The organism is Rhodanobacter sp. G1 (assembly GCF_055397855.1).
This window is the reverse complement of record NZ_AP039674.1, coordinates 2182112-2201188: the sequence shown is the minus strand read 5'-3', so window position 1 is coordinate 2201188 and position 19077 is coordinate 2182112. Positions and strand designations below refer to the sequence as shown.

16 protein-coding genes and 3 tRNA genes are annotated in these 19077 nt (G+C 68.8%); 8 read left to right on the top strand and 11 right to left on the bottom strand.

Translation table 11 applies throughout. The features are described from left to right. Nucleotides 1-2: 2 nt before the first annotated feature. Nucleotides 3-554 carry an NUDIX hydrolase gene (locus tag ACZ5Z2_RS09950; protein ID WP_464758384.1) on the top strand — a complete coding sequence of 184 codons (552 nt, stop codon included), beginning with the start codon at nt 3-5 and terminating at the stop codon, nt 552-554. Nucleotides 555-572: 18 nt separating this feature from the next. Here the strand turns inward: ACZ5Z2_RS09950 and ACZ5Z2_RS09945 are convergent, their stop codons facing one another. The 5 genes from ACZ5Z2_RS09945 to ACZ5Z2_RS09925 form a co-directional block, all read right to left on the bottom strand. After that, on the bottom strand, nt 573-1094 hold the full coding sequence (locus ACZ5Z2_RS09945; RefSeq protein WP_464758383.1) for a 3-hydroxyanthranilate 3,4-dioxygenase: 522 nt from the start codon (nt 1092-1094) through the stop codon (nt 573-575). A gap of 50 nt (nt 1095-1144) precedes the next feature. After that, entirely contained in the window at nt 1145-2317 is a 1173-nt protein-coding gene (locus ACZ5Z2_RS09940) for a GDSL-type esterase/lipase family protein (protein ID WP_464758382.1), read from the bottom strand. A 206-nt stretch (nt 2318-2523) separates the two neighbouring features. Next, entirely contained in the window at nt 2524-5025 is a 2502-nt protein-coding gene (locus ACZ5Z2_RS09935; protein WP_464758381.1) for an acyltransferase family protein, read from the bottom strand. A gap of 107 nt (nt 5026-5132) precedes the next feature. Further along, nucleotides 5133-7022, bottom strand: coding sequence for a DNA topoisomerase IV subunit B (parE, locus tag ACZ5Z2_RS09930; protein WP_464758380.1), 1890 nt, complete (start codon nt 7020-7022; stop codon nt 5133-5135). Nucleotides 7023-7086: 64 nt separating this feature from the next. After that, complete coding sequence (locus ACZ5Z2_RS09925) at nt 7087-8886, bottom strand: aminopeptidase P family protein (protein WP_464758379.1); 1800 nt, start codon at nt 8884-8886, stop codon at nt 7087-7089. Between the two features lie 257 nt (nt 8887-9143). Here ACZ5Z2_RS09925 and kdsB point away from each other — a divergent pair, with 257 nt between their 5' ends. The 7 genes from kdsB (at nt 9144) to ACZ5Z2_RS09890 (ending at nt 13478) form a co-directional block, all read left to right on the top strand. After that, entirely contained in the window at nt 9144-9917 is a 774-nt protein-coding gene (kdsB, locus tag ACZ5Z2_RS09920) for a 3-deoxy-manno-octulosonate cytidylyltransferase (RefSeq protein ID WP_464758378.1), read from the top strand. Beyond that, on the top strand, nt 9914-10390 hold the full coding sequence (locus ACZ5Z2_RS09915) for a low molecular weight protein-tyrosine-phosphatase (protein ID WP_464758377.1): 477 nt from the start codon (nt 9914-9916) through the stop codon (nt 10388-10390). The genes kdsB and ACZ5Z2_RS09915 overlap by 4 nt, the downstream gene beginning before the upstream one ends. A gap of 168 nt (nt 10391-10558) precedes the next feature. Beyond that, a complete protein-coding gene (gene uvrC, locus ACZ5Z2_RS09910) occupies nt 10559-12385 on the top strand; it encodes an excinuclease ABC subunit UvrC (RefSeq protein ID WP_464758376.1) in 1827 nt (608 codons plus the stop codon). 71 nt (nt 12386-12456) lie between these two features. Further along, nucleotides 12457-13068: a CDP-diacylglycerol--glycerol-3-phosphate 3-phosphatidyltransferase gene (gene pgsA / locus ACZ5Z2_RS09905; protein WP_464758375.1), complete on the top strand. Its 612-nt coding sequence runs from the start codon at nt 12457-12459 to the stop codon at nt 13066-13068. Nucleotides 13069-13112: 44 nt separating this feature from the next. Next, a tRNA-Gly gene (locus ACZ5Z2_RS09900) sits at nt 13113-13188 on the top strand. Nucleotides 13189-13314: 126 nt separating this feature from the next. Then, nucleotides 13315-13390: transfer RNA gene (locus tag ACZ5Z2_RS09895), tRNA-Gly, on the top strand. A gap of 14 nt (nt 13391-13404) precedes the next feature. Continuing rightward, nucleotides 13405-13478 (top strand) — tRNA-Cys (locus ACZ5Z2_RS09890). Nucleotides 13479-14139: 661 nt separating this feature from the next. Here ACZ5Z2_RS09890 and ACZ5Z2_RS09885 read toward each other — a convergent pair. Genes ACZ5Z2_RS09885 through ACZ5Z2_RS09860 form a run of 6 tightly spaced genes read right to left on the bottom strand, consistent with a single transcriptional unit; the run spans nt 14140 to nt 19067 of the window. Next, complete coding sequence (locus tag ACZ5Z2_RS09885; protein WP_017677045.1) at nt 14140-14382, bottom strand: DUF2274 domain-containing protein; 243 nt, start codon at nt 14380-14382, stop codon at nt 14140-14142. Further along, on the bottom strand, nt 14379-15656 hold the full coding sequence (locus ACZ5Z2_RS09880) for a TraB/TrbI/VirB10 family type IV secretion system protein (RefSeq protein WP_260731238.1): 1278 nt from the start codon (nt 15654-15656) through the stop codon (nt 14379-14381). The genes ACZ5Z2_RS09885 and ACZ5Z2_RS09880 overlap by 4 nt, the downstream gene beginning before the upstream one ends. Nucleotides 15657-15658: 2 nt before the next feature. Beyond that, entirely contained in the window at nt 15659-16651 is a 993-nt protein-coding gene (gene trbG, locus ACZ5Z2_RS09875) for a P-type conjugative transfer protein TrbG (protein WP_151320005.1), read from the bottom strand. Next, on the bottom strand, nt 16648-17352 hold the full coding sequence (gene trbF, locus ACZ5Z2_RS09870) for a conjugal transfer protein TrbF (protein WP_044422169.1): 705 nt from the start codon (nt 17350-17352) through the stop codon (nt 16648-16650). Before trbF ends, trbG begins: the two co-directional genes overlap by 4 nt. Nucleotides 17353-17364: 12 nt before the next feature. Next, nucleotides 17365-18750 (bottom strand): P-type conjugative transfer protein TrbL, encoded by a 1386-nt coding sequence (gene trbL, locus ACZ5Z2_RS09865; RefSeq protein WP_034011154.1) that lies wholly within the window; start codon nt 18748-18750, stop codon nt 17365-17367. Beyond that, on the bottom strand, nt 18747-19067 hold the full coding sequence (locus tag ACZ5Z2_RS09860; RefSeq protein WP_024162191.1) for a hypothetical protein: 321 nt from the start codon (nt 19065-19067) through the stop codon (nt 18747-18749). Before ACZ5Z2_RS09860 ends, trbL begins: the two co-directional genes overlap by 4 nt. Nucleotides 19068-19077 lie beyond the last annotated feature (10 nt).

Sequence of the window (19077 nt, the reverse complement as noted above, 5' to 3'; positions counted from 1 at the left end):
TCATGCCATACCGGTTTCCGCAACTTGCCGCTGCGCTGGACGACTATCTCGCACGCCATCCGGACGAGGGCGAAGCCGTCGCCGACTTCGAGATGTTCCTCGCCTCGCATCCGGGCGTGTTCAAGCGCAGCCACCTCGTCGGCCACTTCACCGGTTCGGCGTGGCTGGTGAGCGTGGACGGCGAGCGCGCGCTGCTGATGCACCACGCCAAGCTGCGCCGCTGGCTGCAGCTCGGCGGCCACGCCGACGGCGACAGCGAACTGGCGCGCGTGGCGTTGCGCGAGGCGGAGGAAGAATCGGGGCTGCACGCCTTGGTGGTCGAGCCGAAAATTTTCGACATCGACCGCCATCGCATCCCCGCGCGCGCCGACGAGCCGGAACACTGGCACTACGACGTGCGTTACGTGGTGCGCGCCACCGGCAGCGAGGAATACGCGATCAACGCGGAGTCGCTGGCGCTGGCGTGGAAGCCGGTGCACGAGATCGCCCGCGACCCGCAGGCCGACGCATCGCTGCGTCGCATGGCTGGCAAGTGGCTGGCGCGGTTGGCCTAGCGCCTTTCCGGCGAGCGCTTACGCGTAGCGTTCCGGCGCGGGATGAACTTGCCCGCAAGCCTGGCAGGTGCGCGCCTTGCGCGAGCGGTAGAAGCGTTCGAACACCGGCGGAAAATCGCGCTCGATGCTGTCGAGCGTGAAGTATTCCTCGTACAGCTTGTGGTTGCAGCGCTCGCAGAACCACAGCAGGCCGTCCTTCTCGTGCGGCAGGCGGCGGCGTTCGATCACCAGGCCGATGGAATCGGCCATGCGCTGCGGCGAGTGCGGCACGCGCGGCGGCAGGTAGAACATCTCGCCGGCGCGTATCGGGATGTCGCGCGCCACGCCTTCGTCCTGCACCTTCAGCACCATCTCGCCTTCGAGCTGGTAGAAGAATTCCGGGCCTTCGTCGTGGTGGTAGTCGGTGCGCGCGTTGGGGCCGCCCACGATCATCACGATGAAGTCGCCGTCGACGATGCACTTGTTGCCCACCGGCGGCTTGAGCAGGTGGCGGTGTTCGTCTATCCAGCGTTGCAGGTCGAAGGGCGGCGTGAGGGCCATGGCGGGTTCCGTCGATTTGGGCCGGGCAGTGGCGGTGACCTTAGCGCGATTTACGGCGACCAGCCCAGGCTGTGGGCCAAGGAGCGGCCGGTGAGGCGATAGCCGTCGGGGCTCAGATGGATGAGGTCGTGCCCCATCAGGCTGGGGTTGGCATGCGCCCAGCCGTAGCTGCCGCCCGGCCCGCCCATGAGATCCTGCCAGTTCCATGCCGCGCAGCCGAAGCGGCTGCCCACGTCGCGCTGTATCCGTTCGATGCGTTGGTGGATGCGTCCGTAGGCGAGCAGTGGCGGCGTGTTGCCGTTGCCCTTGCGCAGCACGCCGCGATCGGGTGGCCCCACGAGCAGGCAGGATGCGTTGGGGAGCACCTGCCGCAGGTTGCCCAGGGCGCGGGCCAGCATGGTTGCGTACTTGTCCGCGTCGAAATCGGGGTCGGCACCTTCGTTCGTGCCGTATTCCAGCACCACGCCGTCGTAGCCCACGCCGTGCAGCGCCTGCGCAAGCGCTTCCGGGTCGGCGTTTGCCCAGCCCTTGGCGGTGGCGGACGGGATGCCGAAGAAATCGAACGCGACATCCGGTGTCTGCGTGCGATCGAGGATGAAGCCCTGCAGCACCAGCTTGCCCCGCGACACGCGCAGCTTGAGGGTGGAGATCGGGGCATCGGCGCGCAGCGCCACCGTGCGGCTGGCCGCCGTCGCGGGCAGGGACAGCGTGCGCCGCACGCGGTCGTCGATCACGTAGTCGATGGATGCGCCGGCGGGCGCGCTGTAGACCAGGCGCACCTGTTGCACGTCGGTTCGACGCGACGCGTCGCGCACGTCGAGCCAGAGGTAGCTGTCCGGGCCGGCATCGACAATGCGATTGGCCAATGCCGGCCCGATGTCGAGCGGAGTCGGCGACGTGTAGGCAAGTGTCGTCGTCCAGCTCGAACCGATGCAGTAGGCGCGCAAGCCGGGCAGCACGACGTTGGCGCGGCCCATCGTCGGCGGCAGGAAGCGCGCTTCCACGCTGAGTCCCTTGTCGCGCAGGGCCTGGATCAGGGTGGGTGCGAACGGGCCGCCGGCGATATGGCTGTCGCCCCAGAAAGCGATGCGGCGCGGATGGGCGGCGCTTCCCGGCGCAAAGCCGGCGATGGTGCGGGCATCCAGCAAGGGCTGTTTGCGGATGACCGTGCGCACCAGCGGCCCGAGTTCGGCGTCGCTGGGCATCTGCGTACTCGGGGCCATGGCGTGGCCGCCGGGGCCGTTCGTGGAAGGCCGCGGCGGAGCGGTAGGCGCGTTCGGGCACACCAGGTCACCGACGTCGCTCGCGAATGGGGCGGCATCCTGCGCGAACGCAGGCATGCCGAAGGGCAGGGCCAGACAGGCAGCGCACCAGGCACCGATCGTCAACCAGCGCGAAACAGATGCCATGCGCCGTGTTCTCCAGTCGTTCAAGAATCCGTGCCCGCCAGGGATTCGGGCAGGCGATTTTTTTTCAGGTAGGCGAGATGCTTCCTGTGCAGCCGCTTGCTGTAGATGCCGTCGGGAGCGTCGCCGAGGATGCGCTCCAGGTCGCGCACCACTTCACCCCGTTCGCCAAGGTGGAATGTCTGCGCAAGCACGCTTTCGCGAGTGTAGGTGTAAAGGGAGCCGGAATGCGGGCGGCCCAGCGCCGCCACGCAGCGCCAGCGTGCGAAGCCGACCGGCTTGACGACCTCGCCCTGCGGATTCGCCCAGCCCTGCGTCGAGATGCGGTTGGCCACCTCGATCTGCTGCGCGGGCGTGGCTTCCGCCGGCGTCGGGGCGAATCCCGCGCCGCCCCAGGCTTTCCAGTCGTCCACCGCGATGTCGAGGCCGCCCGAGCTATGGTCTTTGTTGCGCCAGTTGGCGCCGGTTTCGCACAGCGCCATCTTGCGCCAGTAGCGGTCGCTGGCGGCGGGTTGCGGGGCGAGCACCAGGGTGGGCGAGAGATCGCCCGCGATGCCGGCCTGCGCATCGGAGGCGTCGGCTGAATCCGCGTCGGCGGCCGTCGCCTCGTCGCGGGCCAGGTGGCCGGTGCGCATGATCTCCGTGATGAAGGCGCGCTGTCCGATGCCGGTCAGGTGCACGCCGTCGGAGACGAAGTAGTCGGGCTGGTTTTCCGAGGCGTCGTTCCAGCGAACCACCACCACGTTGGGAAACCCCGGCGCGACGCGGTCGATGAGCGTGTTGTTCGCCTCCATCCAGCGGCGCGGCACGTGCGTGTTGACCAGTACCACGCGCTTGCAATCCGCCAGCATGGCGAGGATCTGCCGCAGTTGCCCCTCGGTGACGTACCCGTTCGTGCCGAGATGCACCAGTGCGACGGCGCGCAGCGAGCCGGATTGCTTGAGCGCTTTGAGCTGGCGGATGACGTCGGCGGCCTGCCAGCCCATCGTGGCATGCACGTCCACGCCCGGCAGGATGGCTTTCAGTAGCCGGCTGGAGCCCAGCAGCACCGAATCGCCGATGGCGGTGAGTTCGGCGCCGGTGTACGTCGCCACGGCGGGTTCGTCCGGCAGTGCCGGGACGGCTGGCAGGACGACCGGTTCGACGGGGATCTCCACCGATGCGGCCGGGATGGAGGAAAGCGTGTCCCGCAGCAAAACGGGAGGCATCGTCGCACCCAGCGACAGCGCTGCGCGCACGTCCTGCGCGGGCCTGGCCTCGGCGGGGGCGTGTCGCAGGGTTGCGCCCACGGAGCCGAAGGCGAGCGACAGCGTCAGCGCAACGGCCAGCCGCGCCGGCCAGGCGTGGCGGCGCTTGCGGGCAAAGATGCGTTCGAGCGCACCGCGTCGCACCGGCATCTCCAGCCAGCGGTACGACAGCCCGGCCGCGGCGAGCGTGAGCGCGATGCGCAGGGCGAGCGCCTGGCCGTCGCCCAGCGTGCGCAGGTCGATGCCCGGCCGCGTCAGCATGAAGATCGGCCAGTGCCACAGGTAGATGCCGTAGGAGCGCTCGCCGATCCAGCGCATCACCGGGTTGTCCAGGCAGCGGCCGAAGGCCATGCCGGGATGCGTGGCCGCGGCGATCAGGACGATGGCCGCGGCTGTGGCGCCAAGGAAACCCCACGGGTAAAGCGTGGGCGTGTTTTCGCCCATCGTCGCGAACAGCCTGACCATCAGGGCGAGCGTGCAGAGGCCGAGCAGCCAGCCGAGGATGCGCGCCGCGAGGCGCGGGCGTCCGTCCGGCGCCGGACGCCAGAGCAGGCCGAACGCCGAGCCAAGCAGCAGGGCGAAGCCGTGGGTGTCGGTGCCGAAATACAGGCGCGAAGGGTCGCCCTGCCCGGGGTAGCCCATCCGCTGCGCCAGCACTGCCATCCAGGCGGCCGAGGCCACGGCAAGCAGGAGGGCGATGCCTGCCAGCGCGCGCCGGCCGATGCGCGGCAACACGACGAAAGCCAGCGGCGCCCAGGCGATGTAGAACTGCTCCTCGATGGCCAGCGACCACAGATGCTGCAGCAGCGGCGGCCGGCCGATGGCCTCGAAGTACGATGTCTGGCTGCGCAGCAGTCCCCAGTTGGTGGCGTAGAAGAACGAGGCGACGGCATCGCTGCGCAGGTGGGGCAGCGCGTCGCGCGCGACCCGTGCCGCGACGGCCACGACCACGGCCATCATCAGCCATGCGGCCGGGAGCAGGCGCTTGGCGCGGCGCCAATAGAAATCGCCCAGACTTGATCGCCCCGTGGCTTCCACCTCGCGCGCGATCAGGCCCGTGATCAGGAAGCCGGAGATGACGAAGAACAGGTCGACCCCGAGGTAGCCGCCGCGGGCCCAGTAGAAGTCGGCATGGAAAAGCACGACGGCCGTGACCGCGATGGCCCGGAGGCCATCGAGTCCGGACAGGCGTGCGGCGGAAACCGGAACAGCTGGAGTGGCGACAGTAGCCACGTCGATGTGGCCTTCCACTTCCTGTGGGTACTCGGCGACTAGCATGGAGCTGTTCTTGAGGTTGGAGGATGGTGCGAAAAGAATGGACGCCCATTGTGCTCGGGCGGCGACGAAAACGGGCAAATCCGGGGCGGCCTGCGGCGCCCGCCCTGTCAGACCTCGAGCGTGGCGAGGTCGCCCTTTTCCTCCAGCCATGCCTTGCGATCGCTGGCGCGCTTCTTGGCCAGCAGCAAGTCCATCAGCTTGGCGGTGCCGTCGTCGCCGTCCACGGTGAGCTGCACCAGGCGTCGGGTATCGGGATGGATGGTGGACTCGCGCAGCTGCGGCGGGTTCATCTCGCCCAGGCCCTTGAAGCGGGTGACGGCGACCGCGCCCTTCATCTTCTCGCGCTCGATCTTCTGCAGCATCGCCTGCTTCTCGGCCTCGTCGAGGCAGTAGAACACCTGCTTGCCCACGTCCACGCGGAACAGCGGCGGCATCGCCACGAACACGTGGCCCTCGCTGACCAGGTGCGGGAAGTGCTTGAGGAACAGCGCGGAGAGCAGGGTGGCGATGTGCAGGCCGTCGGAATCGGCGTCGGCGAGGATGATCACCTTGCCGTAGCGCAGGCCGCTGAGGTCGTCCTTGCCGGGGTCGCAGCCGATCGCCACGGCCAGGTTGTGCACTTCCTCGGAGGCCAGCACCGAGGTGGACTCCACCTCCCAGGTGTTGAGGATCTTGCCGCGCAGCGGCAGGATCGCCTGGAACTCCTTGTCACGCGCCTGCTTGGCGCTGCCGCCGGCGGAGTCGCCCTCCACCAGAAAGAGTTCCGTGCGCGAGAGGTCGGTGGAAGTGCAGTCGGCCAGCTTGCCGGGCAGGGCGGGGCCCTGGGTGATCTTCTTGCGCACCACCTGCTTGGCGGCCTTGAGCCGCGCGCTGGCGCGCTCGATCGCGAGCTGGGCGATGCGCTCGCCGGTGTCCACGTTCTGGTTCAGCCACAGGCTGAAGGCATCGTGGATCACGTTCTCCACCATGCCGGCAGCCTGGCGCGAGGAGAGGCGCTCCTTGGTCTGGCCGGCGAACTGCGGGTCGAGCAGCTTGGCGCTGAGCACGAAGGCCAGCCGCTCCCACACGTCCTCGGGCGCCAGCTTCACGCCGCGCGGCAGCAGGTTGCGGATGTCGCAGAACTCGCGGATGGCGTTGGTGAGGCCGGAGCGCAGCCCGTTGACGTGGGTGCCGCCCTGCGCGGTGGGGATCAGGTTGACGTAGCTCTCCTGCACCAGCTCGCCTTCCGGCAGCCAGGCCAGCGCCACGTCCATGCCCTCGGTGTCGCGCGCCACGTGGTGCACGAAGAGTTCCGCCGGCAGCGCCTCGCCGCCGTCCAGTTCGCCGCGCAGGTAGTCGCGCAGGCCGTCCTCGTAGAACCATTCGCTGGTTTCGCCGCTGGCTTCGTCGGTGAGTTTCACCGAGAGGCCGGCGCACAGCACGGCCTTGGCGCGCAGCAGGTGCTTGAGCCTGGGCAGCGAGATCTTCGGAGAGTCGAAGTATTTCGGATCGGGCCAGAAGTGCACGGTGGTGCCGGTCTTCTTCTTCGGCACGGTGCCGATGATTTCCAGCGCGCTCACGCGGTCGCCGTGCTCGAACGCCATGCGGTATTCGTTGCCGTCGCGGCGGATCGTCACTTCCACGCGCTGCGACAGCGCGTTGACCACCGACACGCCCACGCCGTGCAGGCCGCCGGAGAAGTTGTAGTTCTTGCCACTGAACTTGCCGCCCGCATGCAGGCGAGTGAGGATCAGCTCGACGCCGGGGATGCCTTCCTCCGGATGGATGTCCACCGGCATGCCGCGGCCGTCGTCGCTGACCTCCACCGAGCCGTCCGCGTGCAGCACCACCTCGATGGCTTTCGCATGGCCGGCCAGCGCCTCGTCCACCGAGTTGTCGATCACCTCCTGCGCCATGTGGTTGGGGCGGGTGGTGTCGGTGTACATGCCGGGGCGGCGCTTGACCGGATCCAGGCCGGAGAGGACTTCGATGTCGGCGGCGTTGTAGCGACTGCTCATGCGTGGTCGTCGGGCAGATGAAAGCGTCGCAGCATGGCGGCGCGCTGGTGGAGGGTCAAGCGAGTCAGAGCGGCGCGCAGTGGCGTTCCAGCCACGCGAGGTCGGCGCCTTCCAGCAGCGGCGCCAGCGCGGCGCGCACGGTGGCGTGGTAGTCGTCCAGCCACGCGCGTTCCTCGGGGCCGAGCAGGCTGGGCTCCAGCGCGCGGCGGTCGAACGGGCACAGCGTGAGCGTCTCGAAGGCGTAGTACTCGCCGAACTCGGTGCGCTCGGCCTCGGTCACCACCGCGAGGTTCTCGTGGCGGATGCCGTGGCGGCCGGGCTTGTACAGGCCCGGCTCGATGGATGAGATCATGCCCGGCTCCAGCGCCACCAGCGCGCCGCCCGACACCGGCGGGCGGATCGACTGCGGGCCTTCGTGCACGTTGAGGAAGTGGCCCACGCCGTGGCCGGTGCCGTGGCCGTAGTCGCAGCCGGCTGCCCACAGCGGCGCGCGCGCCAGCGCGTCGAGCTGCGGGCCGCTGGCGCCCTTGGGGAAGCGCGCGCGGGAGAGCGCGATCATGCCCTTCAGCACCAGGGTTGCGTCGCGGCGCTGTTCGGCGGTGGTTTCGCCCAGCGCCAGCACGCGGGTGATGTCGGTAGTGCCGCCGAGGTACTGGCCGCCCGAGTCGATCAGCAGCAGGCCCTTCGCCTGCAAGGCGCGGTGCGACTCCTGCGTGGCGCGGTAATGCGGCAGCGCGCCGTTGGCCTGGTAGCCGGCGATGGTGGCGAAGCTTTCGCCCATGAATTCCGGCTGCGCGGCGCGCGCGGCGTGCACCAGGCGGTGCACGTCCAGCTCGGTGAGCGGCTTGCCTTGCGCGAGCTGGTGCTCGATCTCGCGGAACGCGCCGGCCAGCGCCGCGCCGTCGCGGCGCATCACCTCGCGCACGTGATCCAGCTCGGCCGGCGTCTTCACCGCCTTGAACGCGGTGCTGGGGTTGGCGGCCTCGATGCGCCGCGCGGCGGCGGGGATCGCATTGCTGACCGCGCAGACCACGCGGCCCGCGTCGAACAGCAGCGCGTCGGCCTGGTCCAGCTCGGCCAGCGCGCCCGTGACGCCGTCGTAGGCCGCGATGGCGATGCCGTCGGCGGCGAGCTTGGCCACCAGCGCGTCGTCGAACTTGCCGCGCTCGGCGAACAGCGTGGCCTTGCCCTCGGCCGCCACCAGCAGGTGGGCGAGGAACACCGGGTTGCACTCCACGTCGCTGCCGCGCAGGTTGGTGAGCCAGGCGATGTCGTCGAGGCTGGAAACGAGATGGTGCGTGGCGCCGTGCTTGCGCATGGCGCTGCGCAGGCGCGCGAGCTTGTCCGCGCGCGTGGTGCAGGCCCAGGCGATGGGATGCTCGACGATGCGCGCATGGGGCAGGGCGGGGCGGTCGTGCCAGATCGCGCCGGGCAGGTCAAGGTCGGTGCGCACGCGCACGCCGTGTTCGGCCAGCTTGCCTTCCATCGCGCGCAGGCCGGCCACCGAGACGCTGTCGCCGGCTACGGCCAGCACGTCGCCGTGCTCCAGTTGCGCGGCCAGCCATTCGAGGTGCTCGGGCGTGTGCGGCACGCGCAGTTTCATCAGCGCGACGCCGCTGCCGGCGAGCTGCTGCTCGGCCTGCGAGAAGTAGCGCGAGTCGGTCCACAGGCCCGCGTGTTCGCGCGTGACGATCAGCGTGCCCGCCGAGCCGTCGAAGCCGGACAGCCACGCCCGCGCCTGCCAGCGCCCAGGCAGGTATTCGGACAGATGCGGGTCGGCCGTGGGGACGATCACGGCGGCGACGCCGTGCTGTTGCATGGCCGCGCGCAGCGCGGCGATCCGGGCGGGGATGGGCGTGTTCATGCGCCGGATTTTAGCAGGCGCGTGGACGAAACCCGCGGGTGAGCTAGCGCCCCAGTCCGGATTTGACCGTTCGCGTTGAGCGTAGCTCGCGTCAGCGAGCGCAGTCGAAACGTCATGCAACCCTCGACTCCGGCCCTGACGGCCTACGCTCGGTTTGAACGGTCTCGCCTGCTGCGGATTTGTGTGGCTGGGGTGGCGGAAGCCGTATGTGTAGACTCCATGGCCGAGTCCCTCCTTCCGCCCCGGCAGCGCAGCGCATGACTTCCGTTCCGCCCTTCATCGTCGCCATTCCCGCCCGCTACGGTTCCACCCGCCTGCCGGCCAAGCCGCTGCGCGGGATCGCCGGCGTGCCGATGGTGGTGCGCGTGGCGCAGCGGGCCTTGCAGGCGGGCGCGGCGGACGTGGTGGTGGCGACGGACGACGCGCGCATCGCCGACGCGCTGGCCGGACAGGGCGTGAAGGTATGCATGACCCGTTCCGACCACGCCTCCGGCAGCGACCGCCTCGCCGAGTGCGCCGCGCTGTGCGGCTGGAGCGACGACGCCATCGTGGTGAACCTGCAGGGCGACGAACCGTTCGCGCCCGCCGCCGGCATCCGCGAAGTGGCGCGCGCGCTGGCCGAGGACGATGCGCCGATGGCCACGCTGGCGACGCCCATCGCCGATGCACACGAATTGTTCGACCCCAACGCGGTGAAGCTGGTGCGCGGCGCGAACGGCCGCGCGCTGTATTTCAGCCGTGCGCCACTGCCGTGGGCGCGCGACGCCTTCGCCGCGGATCGCGAAGTTTTGCCGCCGGGCGTGCCGTTCCTGCGCCACATCGGCATCTATGCCTATCGCGCGGGTTTCCTCGCGCAGTACGCGCGGCTGCCGCGCACGCCGCTGGAGCAGACCGAGTCGCTGGAGCAGTTGCGCGTGCTGGAACACGGCCACGCCATTGCGGTGCGGCTCACGCCCGAGCCGTTCCCGCCGGGCATCGACACCGAGGCCGACCTCGCGCGTGCCGAGCAATGGTTGCGGACACAGGAATGAGCGTGCGGCGCGTGCTGTTCGTCTGCCTCGGCAACATCTGCCGTTCGCCGCTGGCGGAAGCCGTGGCGCGCAAGCGCCTGGCCGAAGCGGGACTGGACGTGGCCGTGGCCTCCTGCGGCACCGGCGGCTGGCACGCGGGCGAGGGCGCCGATCCGCGCATGGTCAAGGCGGCGCGCGCCGCGGGCCACGACCTGTCGAAACATCGCGCGCGCCAATTGCGCGAACGCGATTTCGCGGACTACGACCTGCTGCTGGCGATGGATCGCGACAACCTGCGCGAGTTGCGCAAGCTGGCCGCCACGCCCGGACAGGCGGAGCAGGCCGCGTTGTTCCTCGAATGGACGGGCGCGGCGCCGCCGCTGGAATTTCCCGACCCGTGGTATGGCGATGCGGCCGGTTTCGCCGCGTCGGTGGCATTGGCCGAGCGCGGCGTTGCCGGTTTGATCGCGCGCCTGCGCGGCGCCAACGGCTGAAGTCTCAGGAATCGTCCGGCTCCTGACCGTCATCCCGGCGAAGGCCGGGATCCAGTGACTTCGTGCAGGATGGGAATCGGCAGACAACCCGCGGGCGTCTCCGTCAGGCAAGCGGCAGGAGCGCCCGTGATACCGGCCAAGGCAAGGCCGACCGGCTAGAATCCGCGCATGCAGCCCACACCGCCGCTTGCCTTCGACGGCAAGGCCTTCGTCCGCACCCTTACCACCTCGCCCGGCGTCTACCGCTATTTCGACGCGGACGGCGAGCTGCTCTACGTGGGCAAGGCAGGCAACCTGAAGAAGCGTGTGGGCAGCTATTTCCTGAAGCCTGCCCTGCAACCGCGCATCGCCGCGATGGTGGCGCAGATCGCGCGCGCCGAGATCACCGTGACGCGCACCGAGGGCGAGGCGCTGCTGCTGGAATCGCAGCTGATCAAGTCGCTCAAGCCGCGCTACAACATCCTGCTGCGCGACGACAAGAGCTACCCGTACATCTACCTGTCCGGCGGCGAGGACTACCCGCGGCTGGCCTTCCATCGGGGCGCGAAGAACCTGCCGGGGCGCTATTTCGGGCCGTATCCCAGCACCTTCGCGGTGCGCGAGAGCCTGGGCCTGATGCAGAAGCTGTTCAAGGTGCGCCAGTGCGAGGACAGTTATTTCCGCAACCGCTCGCGGCCCTGCCTGCAACACCAGATCGGCCGCTGCACCGCGCCCTGCGTGGGGCTGATCTCCAGGGAAGACTACGCCCGCGACGTGCGTCACGCCGAGATGTTCCTGGAAGGCCGCAGCAGCGCGGTGATCGACGAGCTGGCCGCCGCGATGGAGCAGGCCAGCGCGCAGCTCGATTTCGAGCGCGCCGCCGTGCTGCGCGACCAGGTGGCCGCTTTGCGCCAGTTGCAGGCCCAGCACCACGTGCAGGGCGCCAGCGCCGACATGGACGTGATCGCCTGCCGCATCGAGGCTGGCCTCGCTTGCGTCAGCGTGCTGTTCTTCCGTGACGGCATCAGCCTGGGCACGCGCGATTTCTTCCCGCGCCTGCCGCTGGACGCCGAGCCGGCCGATCTGCTCGCGCAGTTCGTGGCGCAGTACTACCTCGACCGCCCGGTGCCGCGCGAGCTGATCCTCGGCGACGAACTGCCGGAGCAGGAGATGCTGGCGCAGATGCTCGCCGAACAGAGCGGCCACGCGGTGGAACTCAAGAGCCGCGTGCGCGGCGAACGCGCGCGCTTCCTGCAGATGGCCGAGCGCAACGCGCAGGCCTCGCTCACCCAGCGTCTCGCCAGCCGGCAGACCCTGGGCACGCGCTTCGAGGATCTGCGGACGCTGCTGGAACTGCCCGAGCCGCCGCGGCGCATCGAGTGCTTCGACATCAGCCATACCCGCGGCGAACTCACCGTGGCCTCCTGCGTGGTGTTCGGGCCGGAAGGGCCGGAGAAGTCGCACTACCGCCGCTTCAACATCGCCGGCATCACGCCCGGCGACGACTATGCCGCCATGCACCAGGCGCTGACCCGGCGCTTCCGCAAGGTGGCCGAAGGCGAGGGCGCGAAGCCCGACGTGCTGCTGATCGACGGCGGCGGCGGCCAGGTGGCGCAGGCGCTGGAGGTGCTGAACGAGCTTGGCGTCGCCGGCATCCACGTGGTCGGCGTGGCCAAGGGGCCGGCGCGGCGCGCGGGCGAGGAAACCCTGATCCTGGTCGACCAGGGTCGCGAGATCCATCCCGGCCCGACTTCGCCGGCGTTGCACCTTGTAGCGGCGGTGCGCGACGAGTCGCACCGCTTCGCGATCAGCGGCCACCGCAAGCGCCGCGAGAAGGCGCGCGAGCGCAGCGTGCTGGAAGACGTGCCCGGCGTGGGCGCGCGCCGGCGCAGCGCGCTGCTGAAAACCTTCGGCGGCCTGGCCGGGGTGGAGGCCGCCGGCGTGGAGGAGCTGATGCGCGTGAAGGGCATCGACCGGGGCCTGGCCGAACGCATCTACGACGCGCTGCACGGCTGAACGCTGCGCAGGGCCGCACTGCGCGCGGGCGCGGCGGCATGCGACACTGTGGCAAATCCGCAGGCGCCCCCATGCACATCAACCTTCCCACCTGGCTGACCCTGTTCCGCGTGCTGCTGCTGCCGGTGATGGTGGTGGTGTTCTACCTGCCGTTCCATGGCCACAACATCACCGCCGCCGTGGTGTTCGTGCTTGCCGCCGTCACCGACTGGCTGGACGGCTTCCTCGCGCGGCGCATGAACCTCACCTCGGCGTTCGGCGCCTTCCTCGATCCGGTGGCCGACAAGCTGATGGTGGCGGTGACGCTGTTCCTGCTGGTGGAGTCGCACCCGGAGGGCTGGTCCAGCATCGTGATGGCGGTGACCGCGGCGGTGATCGTGGGGCGCGAGATCAGCATCTCCGCGCTGCGCGAATGGATGGCCGAAGTCGGCATGCGTGCCACGGTGAAAGTGGCCTTCGTCGGCAAGCTGAAGACGGTGATGCAGATCGTGGCGCTGGTGGTGCTGATCGTGCAGCACGAGAAGGAGGCCACCGCACTGCGCCTGTACCACATCGGCGAGGCGCTGCTGGTGCTGGCCGGCGTGCTCACCATCTGGTCGGGCCTGTACTACCTGCGCGCGGCCTGGCCCAGCCTGCGCGACGATGCGCTGTCGTCGCAGCAGGGTGCGCGCAACGACGATTGAAGGCTTGACGCCGCGCGTTCGCGTATTAGAATGCGCGCTCCCAAGCGGGAATAGCTCAGTTGGTAGAGCACGACCTTGCCAAGGTCGGGGTCGCGAGTTCGAGTCTCGTTTCCCGCTCCAGGTTCAAGCACGAAGCCCCGGTTCGCCGGGGCTTCGTCGTTTCGGGATCGGCCGTGAGGTGGGCGGCAGATACGGAACCGGGGCTTCCCATCCGGCGTTCTTCTGCTATCATTCGCGGCTCACCAAGCGGGAATAGCTCAGTTGGTAGAGCACGACCTTGCCAAGGTCGGGGTCGCGAGTTCGAGTCTCGTTTCCCGCTCCAGTTTCACGCAGTTTGGCCTGGTGGCAGAGTGGTCATGCAGCGGACTGCAAATCCGCGTACGCCGGTTCGATTCCGACCTAGGCCTCCAAACCAGCGTATCGAAGCCCGCCATCCGGCGGGTTTTTCGTTTCTGCGGAACGCGGAACGCGTGCCAGTCGCGCCGCGGGCGCATGTTACGATCCGCACTGCCTGCAAGAAGGCATCCCACGCCGCCCGGATGGCGAAACTGGTAGACGCAAGGGACTTAAAATCTGTTTTGTCAAGTCCTTCCTGCTAGAACTGCCGAGCCAGAAGGTCAATAGTGACAACGGTTTGCGGGCATCCGAGCTGTAGCTTTGCAGCTAGGCTTGACGGCCAGGGGCCAGCTAGGCGCCAGTAGATGGAGGTAGGTGTTTTCAGTGTGTTGAGCACTACGCCCGAGTGGTGAAATCGGTAGACACAAGGGACTTGAACAATTTGAGCCTTCGGGGGGAAACGCCCGAAGTGAAGCCCGTCAAAGTCGGCGAACGCCCTGGATGCTTTTGCATCCGAGCCAACGCCGAGCCAAGCCCAAGCTACAGCTTGGGAAGGTGTAGAGAGCAGACGGCGGGCACCTACGGCCGCAAGGCTATGGTGAAGGCGTGCTCCAGACCACGAACGCCCTGCGTTGAGCAGGGCGGCGGCGAAAGTCGAAGTGGTAAGAAAATCCCTCGCCGAAAGGCGTGCCGGTTCGATTCCGGCCTCGGGCACCAATCCAAAGCCGCCCCTGTTCACGCAGGGGCGGCTTTTCCGTTCTTGGGCTGTGTGCGCTTGAATCCCCGATCCCCCACCATGAACGCCTCCAGCATGTGCGGGATCAGCGTCACGGCATCGACCGCCTCGCCATACGCCTGCGCGTGCAGCGCGGCGTAGCGGTCGAGGTCGGCTTTCAAGCTGGCCGGGCAGGCAAAGGTCAGTTTGACGCTTTCGGTCTTGGGCAGCGGCCCGAGCCGCAGCTTCTTGGTAGTGCTCATTGCGAAGCTCCCCGATTGAAGAACAGCGGCTGGTACGGCCGCAGCACCAGATCCCGGTTGACGATGATTCGCACGGGCAGGCCAGGCCGCTCGGTCAGCGTCGGCTGGATGTTCATGTTGCGTCGGGTGATCTCCTGGCCGACCTGATTGATGCTGTCCTGGGCGCTGTCACGCCCGGCAATGACGATGCGGTTGCCGTCCTGGCGGTTCTCTGGCGCGGCCAGCTCTGCGCCGACGCCCAGCAGCGTCGTCAGCACCGCACCGGCAAAGATGCGGTTCCAGTGCCAGTCCACGTCATCCTCCAAGCCCGCGTAGCCGGCCGGGTCGGTGCCGACAAGGTTGTCGAGCGTCAGCGAGGACGTGTCGGGCAGGATGATCCGGTTCCACACCACCTGCACGCGGCTCTGTCCGTAGCTGACCTGGCTGTTGTAGCGCCCGAGGATGCGCGACCCCTGCGGAATCAGCAGGAACTTGCCGGTGGCTGTGTCATAGACCGGCTCCGTCACAGTGCCGATCACGTCGCCCGGCAAGTCCGACTTGATGCCTGTCACCAGCGCACCGGCGATCACCGTTCCGGCCATCACCTGATACGGCGACGCGGGCAGCGCCAGATTGCCGGAATTGCGGGTTTCCGTAGAACCGGCTTTCAGGAACGACTCTTTCTGGTCTTGCCGGTTCTGCACGGCGGTCGGGTCGGCGGGCTGGGCCGCCGTCGAGGCAGGCCCAGCAGCGAGCGGATCGAAGGCCGCAAGCGTACTTGCAGCCCCCGGCGCTGCCTGCGCGACCGTGGCGGCGGTCTGCCCTTGGCCGCCCGAGCGGAAGAACACCGACGAGGCCGCCGCCGCGTCCGCCTCCTTGCGCAAGGCATCTTCGGGATCATGGCCTGGCGGCGAATAGCCCGGCGTCACCGGCTGCTGCGAAGCGACGATGGCCGGGCCAAGGTCGCCGGGCAACGGCGGCCCCAGCTCGGGCACATCGGGCGGTAAGGCTGGTGGCAGCTTCGAGTAGTCCGTCGGCAGCGCATCCAGCCCTTCGGACTTCGAGACGCGATCGACGTTGTAAAGCTCGGTTTGCTCGCCCGTACCGCGCCGCTGCGGTTGCAGCGACCAGATCGTGGCCCCAAGGACGGCGACCGACAGGCCGCCGACGAGGATGGCAAGCGTGCGCCGGTTCAGGCGAGTGACCGGACGCGGCTGGGCGCGCAGCGCCACCGCTTCCGGCGCGACCTTGCCTGCCTGCGGCGTGGCGAGGTCGGGGGTGTCGTCCTGGCTCATGGTCAGTTCCTCCGCGCAACGCCGTCCGTGCGCTCAATTCGCACCACGTCGCCCTTGTCCCCGCCCAGGCGCAGTTCGGCGGCACCGAACAGCCGATCCACGATGTAGTACGGCGAGCGGAAGCGGTAGTTGACCAGTTGCCCGTCGCCTTCCAGCCCGATCACGAACAGCGGCGGCAGCTCGCCTTGCGCGATGCCGGCGGGGAACTGGATATAGACCTTCTGCCCGTCGTCGAAGGCGCGCAGCGGCTTCCACGGCGGGTTGCTACCGCTGACCGCGTAGCGGAAGCGCAGGTTTTCCAGCGACAAGCCGGAGTCCACCGGCGCGGCGGCGCTGGCCGCCTGCGCCTGGCGCTGTAAGGCCAGCATCCGGTCACGCGGATACTCCCAAGAAGCCGACGCCATCCACGTCTTTTCCGTCGAAGCCAACTCCAGCAGGTACGTCCTGCGGTTGGTGGTGATGACGAGATTGGTCTTGAGGCCCGAGCGGATCGGCTTGACCAGCACATTGACGCGCAGATCAGCACCGCTGCCGCTCGACGTATCGCCCACGATCCAGCGCACGGTATCACCAGCGGCCACCGTCACCAGCTCCTCGCCCGGCTGGAGCGAAATCACGGTCACGCGGCCCACGGCCGCATAGACCTGATAGAGCGCGCCATCGGTGAATGGCCACACCTGAATCGCGTTGACGTAGCCCTCGCGCGTGGGCGCGACGCGGGCCTCTGCATTGGCGCGCGAGACGCGCACCTTCTCGTCGGCTGGCTCCGGCGTGGGCTTGGCGTCCTCGGCTTCGGGCAATGGCTTCAACTGCGCCGGCATCGGCAGCACCTCGGGCACCGCCACCACCTCCACCGGCGCGGGTGGCTCGGGTAGCGGCTGGGCCTGCACCGGCTCATCGAGCGAGATGGTCGGCGGTGGCTTGCCCTGCGTGGCGCAGCCCGCCAGGGCAAGCAAGATCACCGGCAAGGCGGATTTACGGAAAAGATCATTCATGGCTTGGCTCCTTCGGAAGAATCCAGTTCGCGGCTCCACGACAGGCCGTTGACGTAGATGCCCAGGGGGTTCTTGCGCAGGCGTTCTTCGGTGCGCGGCGGCTGGAGCACGATGGACACCACGGCCGTCCACCTCTCCAGGCCCGCCGCGGCGCCGTTGACGTAGCGGCGCTCCGTCCAGCGCACGTTGAAAGACGTGTCGCTGGCGCGCACGACGCTGGTGATCTGCACCGTCACCGACTCCTTGCCGATGCGCGCGAACGGGTCGTTGACCCGTGCATAGTCGTTGAGCACGGCCGCGCCCTTGTCGGTCGTGTAGTCGTAGGCGTCGAGCCAGTTCTGGCGGACGACGATGGGGTCGATGGACAGCGAGCGCACCAGCGTCACGAAGCGCGCGATGTGGTGCGCGGTCTGCGCATCGTTGGGCCGATACGGCGTGGCGGCTTCGCCCACGGCGCGCACCTGGCCCGCGTTGTCCACCTCCACGACGTAGGGCGTCACGAAGGACTGCGCCGAGCGCCACACCAGGCCGCCGGCCATCAGCAGCGCGAGCGTCAGGCAGCCGAACGCCATCAAGCGCCAGTTCTTCGCCTGCACGCGCGGCGAACCGATACGGTCGTCCCACACCTGGCCGGCAGCTTGGTACGGCGTGGCAGGCTGCGGCGTGTCGGCGTAGCGCACCTGCGGTTTCTTGAATCGCATGGTCAGTTCTCCTTATGAATCGGAATCGCGCAGGCTCGGCCCCTGGCCGGAGCCGCCGCCATCGCCACCGCGCAGTGCGTGGGCGGTGGTGGTCGCGGCGTGGGTGAGTTGCTGGCGGCGATGCAGGCGCTTGGCCCAAGCGGGCTGTTCCTGTGTCTGCGCCGTAGCGGCGCCGGATGCGGCCTCGCCTGCGGCACCCTGACCGGATGCCGCACCCGCGCCGCCATCGGCAGCAGCGCCATTCCAGCCAGCGCGGAAGGGAGCGGCCATGCGTTGCCCGGCAGCGGAAGCGCGGGATGCAGCGCCTCGCCCGGCTGCCTGCGCGCCGGTCTTGGCGACGTTGCCCAAACCCGCCATCGCGCCCTTTGCGCCGCCGCCAGCGGCGGCGGAACCGGCCTGGAACGCTGACTTCGCACTGCTGGCCGCCGACGTGGCGGCGCGCGCGCCGCTACCGGCCAGCTTTGCGGCAGCCGGGGCCATGCGCGCGCCAGCCGCCACGGCGCCACCCACGCCCGTCGCGGCGGCGCCGATGGCGACGGCCGTGCCGGCAGCGCCGACAGCAGCACCGGCCATTGCGCCCGCGCCGAGCTGCGGCGCACCGGACACCAGGCCCGTGGCGATGCCGGGGCCGAAGATCCCGAGCGCCAGCAAGGTGAGCGAGGCCAGCATGATGACCAGCGCGTGGTCGATAGACGGCTCGGCGGGATGGACTTGGAACTGAGCGAACAAGCCCGAGCCGATACCGACGATCACGGCCAGCACCAGAACCTTGACGCCGGAGGCCACCACGTTGCCCAAGACCTTTTCGGCGAGGAACGCGGTCTTGTTCCAGAGCGCGAATGGCACCAGCACGAATCCGGCGAGCGTGGTCAGCTTGAACTCGATCAGCGTGATGAACAGTTGGATCGCCAGCACGAAGAAGCACAAGACCACGACCAGCCACGCGAGGAACATCACCACGATGGGGTCGAGGTTCACGAACACTTCGGGAAAGCCCGCCATCTCGCCGATCTGCTCCAGAATCGGCGCCCCGGCGTCGATGCCGGTTTTCGCCAGCCGGCCCGGCTGCAAGAAGTTCTCCATCGTGATGGCCGAGCCGGTTGCGGTGATGCCCAATCCCGCAAACGAGCGGAACACGATGCTGGCCAGCCAGTTGAAGTTATTGATGATGTAGGCGAAGGCACCGACGTAGAGCACCTTGCGCAGCAGCTTGGCGATCACGTCCTCGCCCTGGCCGGTGGCATGGCTCATGGCCCAATACAGGCCGGCGATCGTCATGTCGATGACGATCAGCGTGGCCGTGAGGAACGCCACTTCGCCCCGCAGCAGCCCGAAACCCGAGTCGATATAAGCGGCAAAGGTGTTGAGGAATTGGTCGATGATGGTCACGTCATTCATGGCGTGTCCTCCGGTTCGGCGGGAACGGCCGGCGCGATGCCATCGGCCGGTTCCTCGAAGCTCGGCGGGATCGGCGGCAGGTCGGCCAGCGTCTGGTATTCATCCGGCCCGGCCTGGCCGGAGAAGAAGCGCCGCCGGAAGGCTTCGGCGGCGGCACGGCAAGCGTCCTCGCCCGTGGCCTGCCGGTCGGCCGCGCATTGCGCGCGCAATGCCTTCAGCCGCACGGGATCGGCGGCCAGGGCATCGGCAAGGTGGTCGGCCGGCTGCTCGCCGCAAGCGGCCAGCAGCGCGACACACAGGACGAGGACGCATCGCATGGCGGCCTCC